Origin of the sequence: Roseibacillus ishigakijimensis (assembly GCF_016595415.1) — a bacterium.
Taxonomy (GTDB): domain Bacteria; phylum Verrucomicrobiota; class Verrucomicrobiia; order Verrucomicrobiales; family Akkermansiaceae; genus Roseibacillus; species Roseibacillus ishigakijimensis.
Genome location: NZ_JAENIO010000018.1, coordinates 59,729 through 74,944 on the forward strand (window position 1 = coordinate 59,729; position 15,216 = coordinate 74,944).

Consider the following 15,216-nt stretch of genomic DNA (forward strand, 5'->3'; position numbering starts at 1 on the left):
TCCCCATGCTCCTCCGCTCCTCCCTCACTGGTCTCGTCGTCACCCTCCTCCTTGCGGTCCTCCTCGCCGCCTCCCGCATTTTCTCCGTCGAGCCTCCCGAGACCATCGAGCTCACCGAGGTGGAAGTGATCGAACTGGCCCCTCCCCCCCCACCACCAGAACTCTCCGAGCCAGAGGAGCAAACCAGTGAGGACCTCCCTCCCCCGCCCACACCCAAGATCGAACTGCAGGACGTCGTCACCCCCGACACTCCCGAGATCGCGTTGGCCATCAGCGAGGTGCCCTTGACCACCCCCATCCAGAACTTCCAGACCGAGATGGCCCCCGCTCCCATGCCGGCCCTTCCAAAACCCAAACCCAAGCCCAAGCCGGTGGCCAAGCCCAAGCCCACTCCGCGCAAATCCACCCCCGCACCCACCCGCACCTACACCAAGCCAACTCCCAAGCCCTCCCCCCGGCCCGCCCCCAAGCCGGTGGAAGTCACCAAGTCCTACTACTCGGCGGGCGAACTCGACAGCCTCCCCCGCGAGCGCTACACGGGCAAATTCCGCTGGCCCTCCTCCGCCCGCGGCACCTCCGGCACTGTGAAGCTCTATATCGAAATCTCCACCTCCGGCCGCGTCAAAGTCCTCAGCGTGGTCTCTTCCACCGATTCCGCCTTGAGCAGTGCCGCCAGCAAGATCGCCCGTGGCAGCCGCTTCACCTCCCCCACCCGCGGCGGCAAACCCGTGAAAGCCCGCTTCTATAAAACTTATCACCTGAAAAAGCCATGACCCGACTTTTCCTCGCCCTCTCCCTGTTGGCCACCGGGGCCTTCGCCGCCCCCCAGATGCCCCTCTCCCAGTCCTATTGGCAGGACCCCGCCTTCCTCAAGGAATTCAACGGCTCCTACCGCATCAATGCCAATATCGAGCCCGTGCTGACCAGCGAAGAGCGCGGCCTCCTCCGCGACATCCAGTCCCTGATGTCCACCGGACAACGCACCAACACCATCAACAAGCTCAAGGCCAGCCCTCTGGTAAACACCTCCCCCGCCGTGCAGTTCAATCTCGCCAACGTGCTCAGCGAGAATGGCCGCCTGGAGGAGGCGATCGTCTACTACCGCAAGGCCATCAAAGAACTCCCCTCCTTCCGCCGCGCCCACCAGAACCTCGCCTACGCCCTCTTCCGCGAAGGCGAAGTGGACGAGGCCTACGATCATCTTTTGGAAACAGTCCGCCTCGGCGGCGGCGATGGCTCCGTGCACGGCCTCCTCGGCCACTGCTTCCAGCAAAAAGGGCAGCCCGAAGCCGCTCTCCTCTCCTTCCGCCAGGCCCTCGTCACCCAACCCGAGACCACCGAGTGGAAAATCGGCGTGGCCCACTCCCTGCAACAGCTCAACCGCTCCGCCGAGGCCCTCGCCCACTACGAGAGCCTGGAGGAAAAAAGCGACCTCGTGCACCTGCAGATCGCCCTTCTGCACAATGAACTGGGTCAACCCGGGAAGGCCCTCGCCAAGCTGGAAGTCCTGCGCCGCAAAGAGGCCCTCGACGCCGATTATGAGATTCTCCTCGGCACCCTCCTGCTCAATCACGGCAATCCCCTGCAGGGAGCCAGCGTGCTCAAAGACGTCATCGGAGCAGCCAGCTTCACCAATCACCCCGCCGCCCTCAATGCCGTCCGCTTCAGCTTGGAAAGTGGTCACCGCGCGCTGGCAGGAGAACTGCACGAACTCGTCAAGACCGACGAACTTTCCCCCGCCCAGAGCACCACCCACCGCCGCCTGCAAGCCCAGCTCCTCCTCGCCCAAGCCGGAGAAGGCGGCGAAGACGCGGCCAGCCAAAAGGAAGAAGGACTCGCCCTCTTGCGCGAGCTGGTCACCGCCAATCCCACCGACTCCCACTCCCTCCTCCTCCTCGGGCAACAGCAAGTGGAAGCAGGTGAGAACCGCGCCGCCCTCCTCACCTTCGAGCAAGCCATTCACGCCGAGGGCTCGCACTCGCCCCAAGCCATGCTGGCCAAGGTGCAGACCCACGTCGCCCTCCAAGAGCACGAGCAAGCCATTCCCGTGCTGAAGGACTACCTTGCGATCAACGACGACCCCAGCGTGCGCGACTACCTCTCCGCCTTGGAAAACATCGTGCGCGCCCGCACGGTGGCTCAGTAGCGCTCCGTTCGGCTTGGAGAAGGGTTCCACCAAGGTGAGGGAATCCCCGCCCGCGCGACAACAGTGATCGACAAACTCGACCTCCCTGGCGGTTCGAGGTAGTTTTGCCCATGCACTTCCGCCATCTCACCGTCAGAAATTGGCGCAACTTCACGAAAGTAGACGTTCCTCTGAGCGAACGGCTATTCTTGGTGGGACCCAATGCAGCCGGAAAATCGAACCTCCTTGATGTCTTTTTATTTTTAAAGGATTTGGCCAAGTCCGATGGAGGCCTGCAACAGGCGGTGGAATCACGAGGCACAATGAAGAAGCTTCGCTCCCTCTTCGCCCGCAGCAACCCCAAGATAGAAATCGGGGTGGAGCTCCACGACCCTGACACAGACGATCGGTGGACCTACCACATCGCTATCAGCCAAGAACAGCGGGGGCATCATCGGCCCATCATCGCTGCGGAAAAGGTAACCCTCAATGGCAAGACCCTTTGCGACCGACCAGACCCGAACGACCGCTCCGACCCCGAGCGCCTCACTCAAACTTGGCTGGAGCAAATCAGCCTCAACAAAGACTTCCGCCCTCTGGCCTCCATCTTTCAACAAACCAATTACCTTCACCTCGTCCCCCAGCTTCTCAAGTTCCCAACCTTAGCGAGCCGTGAGGGAAATGGCCACGACCCCTTTGGCGTCCGCTTCCTCCAACGCATGATGGAGACAACGGAAAAAACCCGTCGGTCGCGCCTTCGCAAAATCGAGAGAGCCCTCCAAGTCGCCGTTCCTGAGTTCAAGGATCTCTTGGATGTGCGTGACGAAATCACCGGTCAGCCTCACCTGGAGGCAACCTACCGTCATTGGCGACCCAATGGTGCCCGCCAACGCGAGGACCAATTCTCCGACGGCACGCTCCGCCTCATCGGCCTCCTCTGGTCACTGCTGGACGGCCGCTCGCTCTTGCTCTTGGAAGAACCAGAAGTCTCGCTACACTCCGACATCATCCGGGAACTACCTTCCTTAATGTGGCGGGTGCAGAGGGAGACCAAGACCAAGCGGCAATTGTTTGTTTCCACCCACAGCTACGAGATGCTCAGCGACAAAGGGATTCGCCCGTCTGAAATACTTATTCTCGAGCCCTCTCAGGGAGAAGGGACCAAGGTGAGCAATGTGGCCGACATCCCGGAACTAAGGACCCTTCTCCAGAACGGACTTTCTCCGGCAGATTCAGTTCTTCCCCGCACCAGGCCAGGCAATCTGCAACAACTCTCTCTCTTCGAGTAGAATGATGCCTATCCCTGTTCATTGCGCGGTCGAAGACAAGCTCAGCGAGGCCATTCTGCTCCGTTGCTTTTCCGAATGCGGATTGACCCACGCCACGACCCTTAGCCGGGGCGGTTTTGGCTACCTCAAGAAGATTGCTCCCGCCCTGAACCTCTCCGCGCAGGGAATGCCTTACGTGATGTTGACCGACCTCGACGACGGACCTTGCGCCCCAGAACTGATTGCCAATTGGATGAACGGGCAAATGCGACATCCTCATTTCCTCCTCCGAGTCGCGGTGCGGGAGGTCGAAGCTTGGTTGTTGGCGGATACCGCGAACTTCAGCCAGTTCCTCGGCATTTCCGCCAACCTTCTTCCCGAAGATTGCGAGATGCTACCGGATCCCAAGCTGGAGCTTCTAAAGGCCGCCCGACGCAGCCGCCATCGCAAAATTCGAGAAGACCTTGTCACCCAAGAAGCCCATGGCCCGGTCCAAGGTCCGGACTACAACGGAGCCCTCGCAAAATTCGTGGCCGAGAATTGGGACTTGTCCGAAGCAGCAGGCCGCTGTCCAAGCCTCCAAAAACTGATGATTCGCTTGCGTGAACTTGAACAAACATTGCGTTAGCAAACAGGCTCCAAAGAAACTCGCCTCCAAATCACCCTAATTCTCAAATTATTTACAGAAAATCAATTATCACGAAAATACATGCAGCGTGCGCGACTACCTCTCCGCCTTGGAAAACATCGCGCGCGCCCGCACGGTGGCTCCCTGACACTTGAATAAATTACGAAATATTTCGTAGCTCGGTCACAAGCGCGCCTGTCGCCGTGGCTTGCCAGGCCACCTCGTGGTCACCCACGCTGGCGCGGTAGGTGCGCTCCTCGCCCGCCTGATAAGCCGGTCCCGGTCGCAGCGCGATCATCCCTTGCAAAAGCCTCTGCTCCTCATCCGACAGGCCCTCCCACTCCGCCCGCACCCCCTCCGCAATCGCGACCTCATCCCGCTCCGGAGGCACCCGGGCAAAGCCCGCCTCGGCCTCGGGAACAGAATCGACGTAGGGAATATACGGCCGCAAATCGAGAATGGGCGTGCCGTCCACAATATCCACCCCCCGCAGGCGCAGCACCGGAAAGACCGTTTCGATCTCGCAGAGCGAGAGGCCGAGGCGATTGGGCCGAAAGGGCGAACGGGTGGCGAAGACTCCCACCTTCTCATTCCCCCCCAGTCGGGGAGGCCGCACCCGCAGACGGGTCTGCTCCGGTGCGACTTGGTCAAAAAGAAAGGTGACCCAGAGATGAGTAAAACCCTCCAAGCCCTCGCGGGCCTCGACGGCCGCGAATTCTGGCAAAAACTCCACCTCCCCCCAGGCTTCCGGAATGAGCCCCGGCTGCCGGGGCACCCCGAATTTTTCCCGCCAAGGGGAGTGCAGATACCCGATGGGTTGCATGATTAAAGACGAGTCATCCGCCATCGCCTCACCCTAGCAGCCGGTTTCCAAGCGATGAAACGAAAAAGCCCGGCTGTCTGCTGGCAAATTCTGCGGCTGGACCGAGAGGAAGATGAGCACTTTTTTGAAGAAACTCCCGGAGAATCGGCCAGCCCTCTTCTACCCGTCCATTGGGCAGAGACCCTTTTTTTACCCAAAAATCCTCTCTCTTCACCTTCTCTAAAGGTTCGCGCTGGCAGGATGCGGGCATGAAAACGCTTTGGAGCTCTCTCCCTCTTCTCCTCCTCGCCTCCTGTGCGGCCCCGTCCCTGGACCCGGCTTCCTCCCCTGCTGCCACTGCCCGGAGCGCCGGAACCAACGAAACTGCCCTGGCTTTGCATTGGTGGGACGGCCAGAGCGGCACTCCCGCCTTGCAAAGCTGGTGGCGCTCCTTTCAAGATCCAGAGCTTTCCCAGCTCATTCACCTGGCTTTGCAAAAGCATCCCGATCTCGCTGCGGCCGCGGCCGCCGTTCGCGAGGCCCGGGCCCAACGCGAGGTCTCCCGCGCCAGTCTCTTCCCTTCCCTCGACTTCTCCAGCAATGGCGGTGCCGAGCGCACCTGGAGCAAAGAAGCCGACACCACCCGGCAATCCTTCACCGCTAATCTCTCCGCCAGCTGGGAAGTGGATTACTTGGGAAAAAACCAATGGCAGGTCGAGAGCGCCCAGTCAGGCCTCCGGGTGGCCGAGGCCAATCTCAACGCCGCGCAAGCCTCCCTCGCGGCGGAAACCGCCCTCGCCTACCTGCAGCTCCGGGCCGCCGAGAAAGACCTCCAACTGGTGCGGGAGAGCATTCGCTCGCAGGAGGAAACCACCCAACTGGCCCGCTGGCGGCACGAGGCCGGGCAAAGCGATTCCCTCGCGTCCGACCAAGCACAATCCGCCCTCGCCAGCTCGCGGGCCTCCCAGACCGCTTTGCAACAAAGCACGGAACAACTGCGCAACCGCCTGACCCTTCTCACCGGCCAGGAGCCCGGCAAATTAACCCTTTCCCAAGGCCGGGCGCTACCTCTCCCCCAGGGCAATCTCGCGCAAGACATCCCCGCCGACACCATTCGCCAGCGCCCCGATGTGCGCGCGGCGGGCTTTCGCTGGCTGCAGGCCATTGCGCAAACGGAAGCGCTGGCCACCGGACAATTTCCCTCTCTCACTCTCTCCGGCAGCCTGGGGGTGAACTCTTCCGGCCTCGGCCAACTCTTCAATCCCCAGGCCCTGGCAGGCAACCTCATCGCCGGGGTGATGGGCCCGCTCTTCGACGCGGGACGCATCCGCAGCCAAATCGAAGGCCAGAGCGCGGCCGAGGAGCAGGCCTTTCACAGCTACCGCACGGCTCTCCTGACCGCGCTCTCGGAGGTGACGGATGCCCTTCTGGCCTGCCGCCACAGCGAGGAGCAAATCGCCGATCTGGAAAGCGCGGTCACCCATGCCCGCCAGGCCGCCGAACTCGCCGCGCAAAAGTATGAAGCCGGGGTCATCGACATCACCCAGGTGCTCGACACCCAGCGCAATGAAATCTCCCTGCAACGTCAGCTGGCCAGCACGGAGCTGGAATACGCCAGCGCCCATGTCGAGCTCTACCGGGCCTTCGGGGGCGGTTGGTAGCCTGCCACTCAACCTGAATCTTCCTTCTCTTTATCCCCCGCTTCACCTCTCGCTTCCTTATGAAAAACGAAAACGATCTGGCCGACATCATGGCCTCTGCCCAGCGCTCCCACTCCCGGGGCCGTTGGTTCACCTTGCTCGTCCTCCTCCTGCTCGCCGCCGGGGTTATTCTCTGGCTCCGCCAGCGCGAGGAACGAAATGACCTCGACCCCACCTTCGCCACCGAATCCATCCGACGGGGTGCCGTGGCCCTCACCATCACCACCACGGGCACGCTGGAGCCTCTCAATGAGGTCACCATCGGTAGTGAAATCTCCGGCACGGTGGCGGAGGTCTACGTCGATATCAATGACGAGGTCACCAAGGGGCAGCCCCTGGCCAAGCTCGACACCACCAAACTCGCCCAGCAAACCGAGATTTCGCGCGCTTCCCTGCGCGCGGCCAATGCCTCCGTCAGTCAGGCGCAAGCGTCTCTACAGGAAGCCCGGGCCAACCTCGCCCGCTTGCAGAAGCTCCATGAAGTGAGCGCGGGCCGCAGCCCCTCCCAAGCCGACCTCGATGCCGCCCAGGCCACGGTGGCTCGCGCGCAGGCGGATCTCGAAGCCGCACAAGCCCAGGTGGCGCAGGCCCAGGCCAATCTCATTTCCAACGAAAGCGACCTCAAGAAGGGCGTGCTCCACTCCCCCGTCGATGGCGTGGTGCTGACCCGCAGCATCGAGGTGGGCCAGACCGTCGCCGCGCAGTTCCAGGCTCCCGAGCTCTTCGTCATCGCGGAAGACCTTTCCACGATGAACCTCGTGGTAGCAGTGGCGGAGGCCGATATTGGCCGGGTGGCCACCAGGCAGCGGGCCACTTTTACCGTCGATGCCTGGCCCAAGCGCACCTTCTCGGCCGAGGTGGAAAAAGTCTCCTTTGGCTCCGAGGTCACTGACAATGTGGTCACCTACGAGACCGAGCTCAGCGTGACCAATGAGGACCTCAGTCTGCGCCCGGGCATGACGGCCACGGCCACCATCGCGGTGGCAGAGGCCGAGGACGTGCTGCTGGTGCCCAATACCGCCCTCCGCTTCGATCCCTCGCAGACCGCTCCTGCGGGAGAGGGAGCCGAGCCCAAAAAATCCCTCGTGCAGAGCCTCACTCCCGGCCCTCCCCGCCGGGGCAACGGGAGCGGACGCCGCCCGCCGGGTGAAGAACCCGCCCCGGGCTCGGCAAAACCCGATCGAGTCTGGGTCCTGCGCGATGGCCGTCCCGTCCCCATCCTGGTGGAGACAGGCCTCAGCGATGGCCGCCACACCGGGATTACAGCCCCCGACCTCCACGCCGGCGAGGCCGTGATCATCTCCTCCTACTCCCCCAACCAGTCATGAAACCCCTCATCACTTTGCAAGGCCTCACCAAGACCTACGGGGTTGGGCCCGCCACCTTCCAAGCCCTCCGGGGCATCGACCTTACCATTGCGAAAGGCGAGTTCGTGGCCGTGAGGGGTCCCAGTGGCTCGGGCAAGTCCACTCTCATGAACCTGCTCGGCTGTCTCGATACCGCCACCTCGGGCCGCTATCACTTCGAGGGCATCGCGGTGGAAAGGCTCACGGCCGACCAGCGCTCCCTGCTCCGCCGCCACGCCCTCGGCTTCATTTTCCAAGGCTTCAATCTCCTGGCCCGCACCTCGGCCCTGGAGAATGTGGAACTCCCCCTGCTCTATCGCGGCCACTCGCGCCGCCAGCGCCGGGAGCTCGCGCTGCAAGCTCTCGCCCAAGTGGGGCTGGCCGACAAATTCCGCAACACACCCGCCGAGCTCTCCGGCGGGCAGCAGCAGCGGGTCGCCATCGCGCGCGCCCTCGTCACCTCACCCGGCACTCTCTTCGCCGACGAACCCACCGGAAATCTCGATACCCGCACCACGGAAGAAATCATGGAACTTCTCGTGCGGCTCAATGCCGACCAGGGCATTTCCATCCTGATGGTCACTCACGAAGACGAAGTGGCCGCCTTCGCCCGCCGCCAGATCACCGTCCGCGACGGTCTCCTCGCATCCGACCTCACCTCCTGATTCACCCCTATGATTACCATGCTCTGGAATGCCTTCGTCATCGCCTTGCGCGAGATTCGCCGCAACTTGACCCGGGCCGTGCTCACCGTGCTAGGCGTCGTCATCGGCGTCGCCGCCGTTATCACCATGGTCACCCTTGGCCAAGGGGCCACCGCCACCATCAAGGACCAAATCTCCGGTCTGGGCAGCAACCTCCTCGTGCTCCGGCCCGGGGCAGGCTTCGGCCCGGGACGCTCGCGAGCGGGCGTGCCCAACTTCGCGGAGAGCGATGCCGCCGCCCTCTCCGCTCAGGTGCCGGGCCTGCAGGCCGTCGCCCCGGTGGCCTCCACCGCCACCAGCGCCATCTATCGCGACCAAGCCCGTAGTGGCGAGGTGACCGGAACGACCAGCGACTACTTCGCCATCAGCAATTGGTCCCTTTCCTCAGGCCGCTTTTTCAACGATGAAGATTACCAATCCGGAGCCGCCGTCGGCGTCATCGGCGAGACCACCCGCCAGGAACTCTTTGGCAAGGAGGAACCCCTGGGCGCGAGCATCCGGGTAGGCAAGGCCTCCATCCAGGTCATCGGCGTCCTGCAGGCCAAAGGCAGCTCCGGCTTCGGACGCGATCAGGACGATACCATCATCGTGCCGCTGACGACCCTTCAGCGCCGCCTCGTCGGTCGCACCTCCCACCAGAGCATCGGGCAAATCCAACTCTCCGCGCAGGAGGGCTGGTCCACCGACCAAATCACAGCCGACGTGACCGCGCTGATGCGGGAGCGCCGCAATCTCGCCTCCAATGAGGAGGACGACTTCTCCGTCATCGATACTCAGGAAATCGCGGAAACAGTCAGCTCTTCCACCCGGGTGATGACCACCCTCCTCGGGGCAGTGGCCGGGGTCAGCATGCTGGTGGGAGGCATCGGCATCATGAATATCATGCTGGTCTCGGTCACCGAGCGCACCCGCGAGATTGGCATCCGCCTCGCCATCGGCGCCCGGGCCCGCGAGGTTCTGCTGCAATTCCTCGTCGAGGCCATCACCCTCTCCTGTGCCGGCGGGCTGGCCGGCATCCTCCTCGCCTTCGCCCTCTGCACCTTTCTCGCCGAGGTCGTGGCCGTGCCTTTCGTCTTTGATCCCCGCATCAATCTGGTCTCCTTCGCCTTCTCCGCCTCTATCGGCGTCCTTTTTGGCTTCATGCCCGCCCGCCGGGCCTCCAAGCTCGACCCCATCGACGCTCTCCGCCACGAATAACTTCCCCCTGCCATGCGCCTGCTTTTAGTCGAAGACGATACCCTCCTCTCCCTCAGCCTCAGCGAAAGCCTGCGGGAGGAAAACTATGCCGTGGACACCGCCGACGACGGCCGCGAAGGCCTGCGGATGGCCCGCGAAATCGATTACGACGCCATCATCCTCGATGGCATGCTGCCGGCTCTCGACGGCTGGGAAGTCCTCGCCCGCCTCCGCCCGCAAAAGCTTACCCCCGTCCTCATGCTGACGGCCCGCGATGCCGTGCCCGACCGGGTCCACGGCCTCGACGCCGGCGCCGACGATTACCTGACCAAGCCCTTCGACTACGAAGAGCTCCTCGCCCGCCTGCGGGCCCTCATCCGCCGCCATCGCGGGCAAGGCTCCAACACCCTCGCCCTCGGACCAATCACCCTCAATCTCGCCACCCGCACCCTTAGCCGGGACCACGCGGACATCCCGCTCACCCCGCGCGAATACGCCCTCGTGGAGCACCTCGCCCTGCAACGAGGCACCGTGGTCAGCCGCCGCGAACTCTACGAACACCTCTTCGACGAAACCGAGGACAGCCTCTCCAATCTCCTCGACGTCCATGTCTCCAATGTGCGCAAAAAGCTCGGCGCCGACTTCATCACCACCCGCCGGGGCCACGGCTACTGCCTGCCATGAAAGTCCCCTTCCACTCCCTGCGCTGGCGGCTGCAACTCTGGCACGCCCTCATCTCCCTCGCCCTCATCGTGGCCGCCTGCCTGCTCGCCGACCGCCTCCTCACCCGCGAGCGCGTGGCCACCCTCGATGCCGACCTCCGCTCCTTCGAGCGCTCCTTCGTGAGGCACGGCCTCGCCCCCGAGTGGCTCGAGGACGAGCAGACCCCGCCTTCGCGGGAGCACTTCCAACAGATTCTTCGCGAGTTCCCCCAGCGCCAGGGCTCCCTCCCCCCCTCCTTCCAACATCTCTTCACCGACAACGCGCAAGAGCCCTTCCTCATCTTCTGGGACCAGAACGGCGACATCCTTTACGCTTCGCAAAACGCGCCCCCCTCCCTGGTCCACCCCCGCCAGCCACAAAAAACCGAGGGATGGCAGAACCACCGCACCGGCTCCCTGCGCTGGCTGCTCCGCGACCACCCCTCCGGGCTCATCCTCGTCGGACGCGATATCTCGCCGGAATTGACCGCCCTCACCCGCTTCCGCTTCCTCCTCGCCAGCGGCGGGGCCGGCCTCTTCCTCGCCGCTCTCGCCGGGGGCTGGTGGCTGGTCGGCCGCGCCCTCAAGCCCATTGACGACATTTCCCAAACCGCCTCCCGCATCGCCGCCGGCAATCTCGCGGAACGCATCCAGGTGCGCGAAGACGACAGCGAGCTCACCCGCCTCGCCAACGTCCTCAACGGCACCTTCGACCAGCTCGCCGACTCCCTCGAGCGGCAGAAACGCTTCACCGCCGATGCCTCCCACGAGCTCCGCACCCCCCTCAGCATCATCCTCTCCGAGACCCAGCGCGGACTGCGCCGGGAACGCGAAGCCGAGTCCTACCGCGCTATCCTGAGCCATTGCCAGACCGCCGCCACCCGCATGCGTCGCCTCGTGGAATCCCTCCTCGCCCTCGCCCGCGAAGACCTCCCCAGCGAGGACAAAGAACCCTGCAACCTGGCCGAAACCGTGGCCGAAGCCGCCCGGCAACTGCAACCCCTCGCAGAGAAAAACCACGCCCCCCTCACTCAGGACCTGCAAACCGTAGAGGTCCCCGCCGTGCGCGCCGAGCTGGAGACCCTCGTCCAGACCCTCCTTTCCAACGCCCTCAGCCACCCCCCCGCCGGCACCCCGGTCACCCTCCGCACCTATCAGCGAGACGGGCAGGCCCACCTCGAAGTCCACGACCAGGGCCCCGGCATCCCCCCCGAGCACCTCCCCCATCTCTGTGAACGATTCTATCAAGTGGACAAGGCCCGCAGTCACAGCAGTGAGCACAGCGGCCTGGGACTCGCCATCGCACAAGCTGCCGCACGCAAGCTCGGGGGCGAGCTCACCCTCACCAGCTCCCCCCAGGCAGGCACCACCGCCCGCTTCACCCTCCCCCTCCCCCCTCCAACCGCAGAGCCCTTGAATCCATCAAGCGAACACCGAGAATAAAGCCCACCTCCCCTCCATCAATAAAGCTCTCAATCAACGGCCAATGGGAAGGGGACCACTTCACCCCCACCCCTCGGCGAAGCCGCTTTGATCAAAAAGCGGGCCACCCAGCCACCACCATCCCCCGGCGCGTGGCCTAAACGTCCCGTTTGGGTTCTCGTCTCCCCAAGCGTCCCGCTTGGCCCACTGCCCCGTCCCCCTTGCCCTCACCCTTCCTCTGGAGAAATCAACTTCGCCTTCCGCGCTTCCTCCCAACTGCGCCGCGGCTCGAAAGGCTCCGCTTTCGGAGGGCTCATGCGTCCATCGACACACCCATCCCGCGCATCGATCTCTCGCACCCAGTCCATCATCTCCCCGCGACTGGCCAGATCCTTCTCCGTCAGCTTCTCCGTCAGCTTCTCCGCCAGCTTCTCCAGCAGCGCCTCCATCACCAACGCCGCCTGACCCAGTTCCTGCTCGAGAGCTTTCACCCCTTGTTCCAAATCCCGCCGCGAAGCCTGCGCCAGTCTCTGCGCCCGCGCCTCGGAAAGCCGGGCTTGCGACTGCGGCAAACGATTCTGCTCGGTCAAAGTGCGCAAGTGAGTGGCCGCCGCCCATTCTGGAAAAAGAAGATCAAAAAAGCTCATCGTCCCGTCATCCTACCACCACCCACCTCCCCAGCCCCTATAAACTCAACGCCGTTTTAGATGCCCCTGTAAGGAACAATGACGCTGCCAAGCCTACCATTATATATACCCCTCTTTCTTCTGAGCTGCAAGAACTTGAATCCATTTAACTCTGACGGGCATATACCGAGACCCTTGTCTATGCTCTTTGTGAATCTCGCCCAGCTGCAATGACGCAAACTCACAAACTTCATCGAACTCGAAGAGTAGATAAGCCTTTGCGCTTTTTGGAGGCCTTGGAGGCTCGATATTCCTGGTTTTCAAATAACAGAGCAACTTTGACAGAGAAAGGTAGCGGACGGCTCGCACTTTGGCCCGCCAACCTAATCCCACTAGCGCTTGTCCTCTTCCACCAGAGCAAGGGATAAACTCACTTCCAACTTCCACACCGAGATCTATCTCCACACCCTCATCGATATCTGCCTGACAGAAGGCTAACCCATATTTCTTTGACCAGTCTTTATTTTCTTCTCTCAACCACAACAACACACACTCAGCATCTTTCCGTGCGACGCGATAGCTGATTTGTCCTTCCTCCACCCGGGAATCCTCGCGCACAGTTTCGTTCTCAGTATCCGCAAGATAGCGATACTGAGTGAACCGGTCGGCCTGATGCTCAAAAATCTCTTCTAAAAAAGACTGAAACCTTGCCATTTGCTCATCACTTCCCGGCTTCATTACGTAAGCTCCCACACCCGGCGCGATTTCGTGGAATTTAGGCAATCGAGTAGGCCTTTCTGTACCCGGATAGAGCACGTAGGAGCCAATACTATCTCGTAGAGCATCATTGTAGGTGTGCATCTTGAGAAGATCGGTCCGCTTATAGGTAGCAGTTGCTTTTGATTCCCTTTTTTCCTCATCGAGGTCTTCATTGGCATTTCCAAAAACCTCTGAAACCTGCTGTATGCGATATTTAGCATCCAGATGAAGGTGGGCCAATTGACCCTTCTGTTGCGCTTCCTCCTCAGACCATTGACTCGGAAAAATACTCAAAGTGTAGTCCGGACGGAAACTCCGCGAATACGAACCCTGCTGCAGAACTCCCGTTCCTCCCGTGAAGGCACGCTCGTAATGCAGCTCAACCCGCAGCTTTCCCTCCCAGAGAAATGCGACCCGCGAATGACGCCCGCTCCGCAAACGAATTTCCACCTGTCCCGCACTTTCCGCAATAAAGTCCTCCGGTTTGCCCTCTCCAGGCAGCAGCTCCATACCTGCGATCCCTTGTAAGAGGTGATGTAAGCGGATGAAGATCCAATACTCGTAGAGCAGATCCACACGACGGGAAGCCCCTTCGAAACACTCTTCATTCCCTTCCCAATTTAGGCTCGCTGCTGCATCAGTGAGGATCCATCCCCGCAAGACCTCCCGATACCCCTCCCGCTTTTGTAAAGTCTGGCTGTCCAAGGGCAGGCGTTTCATTCGGCCCAAACCCAGAAAAAACCTCCGCCCCAACACCTCGTCCAAGCGCATCCGCAATTCTTCCGCCTCCTGCCGTAGGGACAACTTTTCAGAGAACTGCTCTCCAACTTCCAAGCAAAGGCTGCGAAATTGCTCGAGTGCGAACTTTACGAAGCGGTTCGGCTCAGTATCGCGACTTTCCCGCTTTCTAAGCTCAAGGACTTCGCCGGGCACTCCGACTCGGCCAGAACCGAGCCGTCTCCAGTCCCGGAGCATAGACGAGGGGTGGGACAGATGCGCGGTTCCACGAGCCAGTGCCACAGCTTTCCACTCGTGCTCCCGTCGCAGCTCATGATGCGGATTCCGCTCAATCGCTTCCATCAACAAGACCAGCCGCTCCTCCGTCAGGAAACCTTTCAAAAAGAGATAGCGCTCTAGCAACAATCGCGAACGTTCCATTGGATTGGAAGAAAACCGGAGCGAAGTCGCGGCACTCCACTGGAGCAACAACTGTTCGCAAAAACTCGCCACATCCTCGGTCATCAGACGGTATTCGGCATCATAGTCCAACTTTCGCGAAATGACTTCTAAAGGAACATCTAGAACCACGTCGCCTTTACACTCGAAAGTAAAGCGGGCTCGCCCCAGATAATTGACCACCTGAAAGGTTCCCTCTTCCAGATTGCCGGCATCGTCCTGCGTCAATGACCAGCGCTCCGCCCTTCGATCCTCCAAGCTACTCTTCACCTTCAGTCGGCTTTGTGCCGGCAAGTCCACCAGCCGCCAGCGATACCGTGCCGTCTCCAACACACGGATGACCTCCTGCCCTCCGCATTCCTTGAGCTGAAAAGGTGGTAATTTCTCTCTTTCTTTGCCCATCGGCCTTCCTTGCCAACCGAAAGGCAGCCCCTCCGGTCCACAATCAGCCCCACTAAAAGACACCCGCGAACCAGCCTCTAAAAGCACCAATGAGCCACCCCCAACCAGCGGCAGAAACAGCTTATCGAAACCCACACTCATCAGACTATCTATTGGATGTAGCTCACGAACTGCTCATCCTGCAAAGTCGTGATCATGGCATTCAATTTGCGCGAAGACTTTTTGAAAACAGCCTCTCCTTCTATAAACTTAACCTCACCTATCTTGGCTCCCTCATTATCTTTTCCCACACTACACGACAAAAATTGAGGGGTGAAAAGGCGATTTGAGCCAAGCGAGAAACTCGTTGCGGTCCTTGGCCTTGAGGTGGGGATTGTTAAG

General features: G+C 61.5%; 13 protein-coding genes. 10 read left to right on the forward strand and 3 right to left on the reverse strand.

Annotation, left to right across the window (positions count from 1 at the left end; genetic code table 11):
- Window positions 1-5 precede the first annotated feature (5 nt).
- The 4 genes from JIN78_RS08785 (at window position 6) to JIN78_RS08800 (ending at window position 4,021) form a co-directional block, all read left to right on the forward strand.
- Entirely contained in the window at window positions 6-773 is a 768-nt protein-coding gene (locus tag JIN78_RS08785; protein WP_200391587.1) for an energy transducer TonB family protein, read from the forward strand.
- A complete protein-coding gene (locus JIN78_RS08790; protein ID WP_200391588.1) occupies window positions 770-2,146 on the forward strand; it encodes a tetratricopeptide repeat protein in 1,377 nt (458 codons plus the stop codon). The genes JIN78_RS08785 and JIN78_RS08790 overlap by 4 nt, the downstream gene beginning before the upstream one ends.
- A 110-nt stretch (window positions 2,147-2,256) precedes the next feature.
- Window positions 2,257-3,414: an AAA family ATPase gene (locus tag JIN78_RS08795; protein WP_200391589.1), complete on the forward strand. Its 1,158-nt coding sequence runs from the start codon at window positions 2,257-2,259 to the stop codon at window positions 3,412-3,414.
- A 4-nt stretch (window positions 3,415-3,418) separates the two neighbouring features.
- Window positions 3,419-4,021, forward strand: a complete 603-nt coding sequence (locus JIN78_RS08800; RefSeq protein ID WP_200391590.1) for a hypothetical protein — start codon at window positions 3,419-3,421, stop codon at window positions 4,019-4,021.
- Between the two features lie 160 nt (window positions 4,022-4,181).
- Here JIN78_RS08800 and tsaA read toward each other — a convergent pair whose 3' ends face one another.
- A complete protein-coding gene (tsaA, locus tag JIN78_RS08805) occupies window positions 4,182-4,868 on the reverse strand; it encodes a tRNA (N6-threonylcarbamoyladenosine(37)-N6)-methyltransferase TrmO (protein WP_200391591.1) in 687 nt (228 codons plus the stop codon).
- Window positions 4,869-5,092: 224 nt separating this feature from the next.
- Between tsaA and JIN78_RS08810 the strand changes: the two genes are divergently transcribed.
- The 6 genes from JIN78_RS08810 to JIN78_RS08835 are packed head-to-tail and all read left to right on the forward strand — an operon-like array spanning window position 5,093 to window position 11,893.
- The gene (locus JIN78_RS08810) at window positions 5,093-6,484 is read left to right on the forward strand and encodes an efflux transporter outer membrane subunit (protein ID WP_200391592.1); all 1,392 of its coding nucleotides are present in this window, start codon (window positions 5,093-5,095) and stop codon (window positions 6,482-6,484) included.
- 59 nt (window positions 6,485-6,543) lie between these two features.
- Window positions 6,544-7,851 (forward strand): efflux RND transporter periplasmic adaptor subunit, encoded by a 1,308-nt coding sequence (locus JIN78_RS08815; protein WP_200391593.1) that lies wholly within the window; start codon window positions 6,544-6,546, stop codon window positions 7,849-7,851.
- On the forward strand, window positions 7,848-8,534 hold the full coding sequence (locus JIN78_RS08820; protein WP_200391594.1) for an ABC transporter ATP-binding protein: 687 nt from the start codon (window positions 7,848-7,850) through the stop codon (window positions 8,532-8,534). The genes JIN78_RS08815 and JIN78_RS08820 overlap by 4 nt, the downstream gene beginning before the upstream one ends.
- Window positions 8,535-8,552: 18 nt before the next feature.
- Window positions 8,553-9,770: an ABC transporter permease gene (locus JIN78_RS08825; protein ID WP_200391601.1), complete on the forward strand. Its 1,218-nt coding sequence runs from the start codon at window positions 8,553-8,555 to the stop codon at window positions 9,768-9,770.
- Between the two features lie 12 nt (window positions 9,771-9,782).
- Window positions 9,783-10,433: a response regulator transcription factor gene (locus tag JIN78_RS08830; protein ID WP_200391595.1), complete on the forward strand. Its 651-nt coding sequence runs from the start codon at window positions 9,783-9,785 to the stop codon at window positions 10,431-10,433.
- Window positions 10,430-11,893, forward strand: a complete 1,464-nt coding sequence (locus tag JIN78_RS08835) for a sensor histidine kinase (protein WP_200391596.1) — start codon at window positions 10,430-10,432, stop codon at window positions 11,891-11,893. Before JIN78_RS08830 ends, JIN78_RS08835 begins: the two co-directional genes overlap by 4 nt.
- A 206-nt stretch (window positions 11,894-12,099) precedes the next feature.
- Here the strand turns inward: JIN78_RS08835 and JIN78_RS08840 are convergent, their stop codons facing one another.
- Window positions 12,100-12,519: a beta/alpha barrel domain-containing protein gene (locus JIN78_RS08840; protein WP_200391597.1), complete on the reverse strand. Its 420-nt coding sequence runs from the start codon at window positions 12,517-12,519 to the stop codon at window positions 12,100-12,102.
- Window positions 12,520-12,618: 99 nt separating this feature from the next.
- Window positions 12,619-14,976: a DUF2357 domain-containing protein gene (locus JIN78_RS08845; RefSeq protein ID WP_200391598.1), complete on the reverse strand. Its 2,358-nt coding sequence runs from the start codon at window positions 14,974-14,976 to the stop codon at window positions 12,619-12,621.
- Between the last annotated feature and the right edge of the window lie 240 nt (window positions 14,977-15,216).

Excerpts from the sequence above, each read along its gene's own strand:
- JIN78_RS08785 (WP_200391587.1), top strand. The coding sequence starts at position 6 with ATGCTCCTCCGCTCCTCCCTCACTGGTCTCGTCGTCACCCTCCTCCTT.
- JIN78_RS08795 (WP_200391589.1), top strand. The coding sequence starts at position 2,257 with ATGCACTTCCGCCATCTCACCGTCAGAAATTGGCGCAACTTCACGAAA.
- JIN78_RS08820 (WP_200391594.1), top strand. The coding sequence starts at position 7,848 with ATGAAACCCCTCATCACTTTGCAAGGCCTCACCAAGACCTACGGGGTT.
- JIN78_RS08825 (WP_200391601.1), top strand. The coding sequence starts at position 8,553 with ATGCTCTGGAATGCCTTCGTCATCGCCTTGCGCGAGATTCGCCGCAAC.
- JIN78_RS08845 (WP_200391598.1), bottom strand. The coding sequence starts at position 14,976 with ATGAGTGTGGGTTTCGATAAGCTGTTTCTGCCGCTGGTTGGGGGTGGC.
- JIN78_RS08815 (WP_200391593.1), top strand. The coding sequence starts at position 6,544 with ATGAAAAACGAAAACGATCTGGCCGACATCATGGCCTCTGCCCAGCGC.
- JIN78_RS08840 (WP_200391597.1), bottom strand. The coding sequence starts at position 12,519 with ATGAGCTTTTTTGATCTTCTTTTTCCAGAATGGGCGGCGGCCACTCAC.
- JIN78_RS08835 (WP_200391596.1), top strand. The coding sequence starts at position 10,430 with ATGAAAGTCCCCTTCCACTCCCTGCGCTGGCGGCTGCAACTCTGGCAC.
- tsaA (WP_200391591.1), bottom strand. The coding sequence starts at position 4,868 with ATGGCGGATGACTCGTCTTTAATCATGCAACCCATCGGGTATCTGCAC.
- JIN78_RS08800 (WP_200391590.1), top strand. The coding sequence starts at position 3,419 with ATGCCTATCCCTGTTCATTGCGCGGTCGAAGACAAGCTCAGCGAGGCC.
- JIN78_RS08830 (WP_200391595.1), top strand. The coding sequence starts at position 9,783 with ATGCGCCTGCTTTTAGTCGAAGACGATACCCTCCTCTCCCTCAGCCTC.
- JIN78_RS08810 (WP_200391592.1), top strand. The coding sequence starts at position 5,093 with ATGAAAACGCTTTGGAGCTCTCTCCCTCTTCTCCTCCTCGCCTCCTGT.
- JIN78_RS08790 (WP_200391588.1), top strand. The coding sequence starts at position 770 with ATGACCCGACTTTTCCTCGCCCTCTCCCTGTTGGCCACCGGGGCCTTC.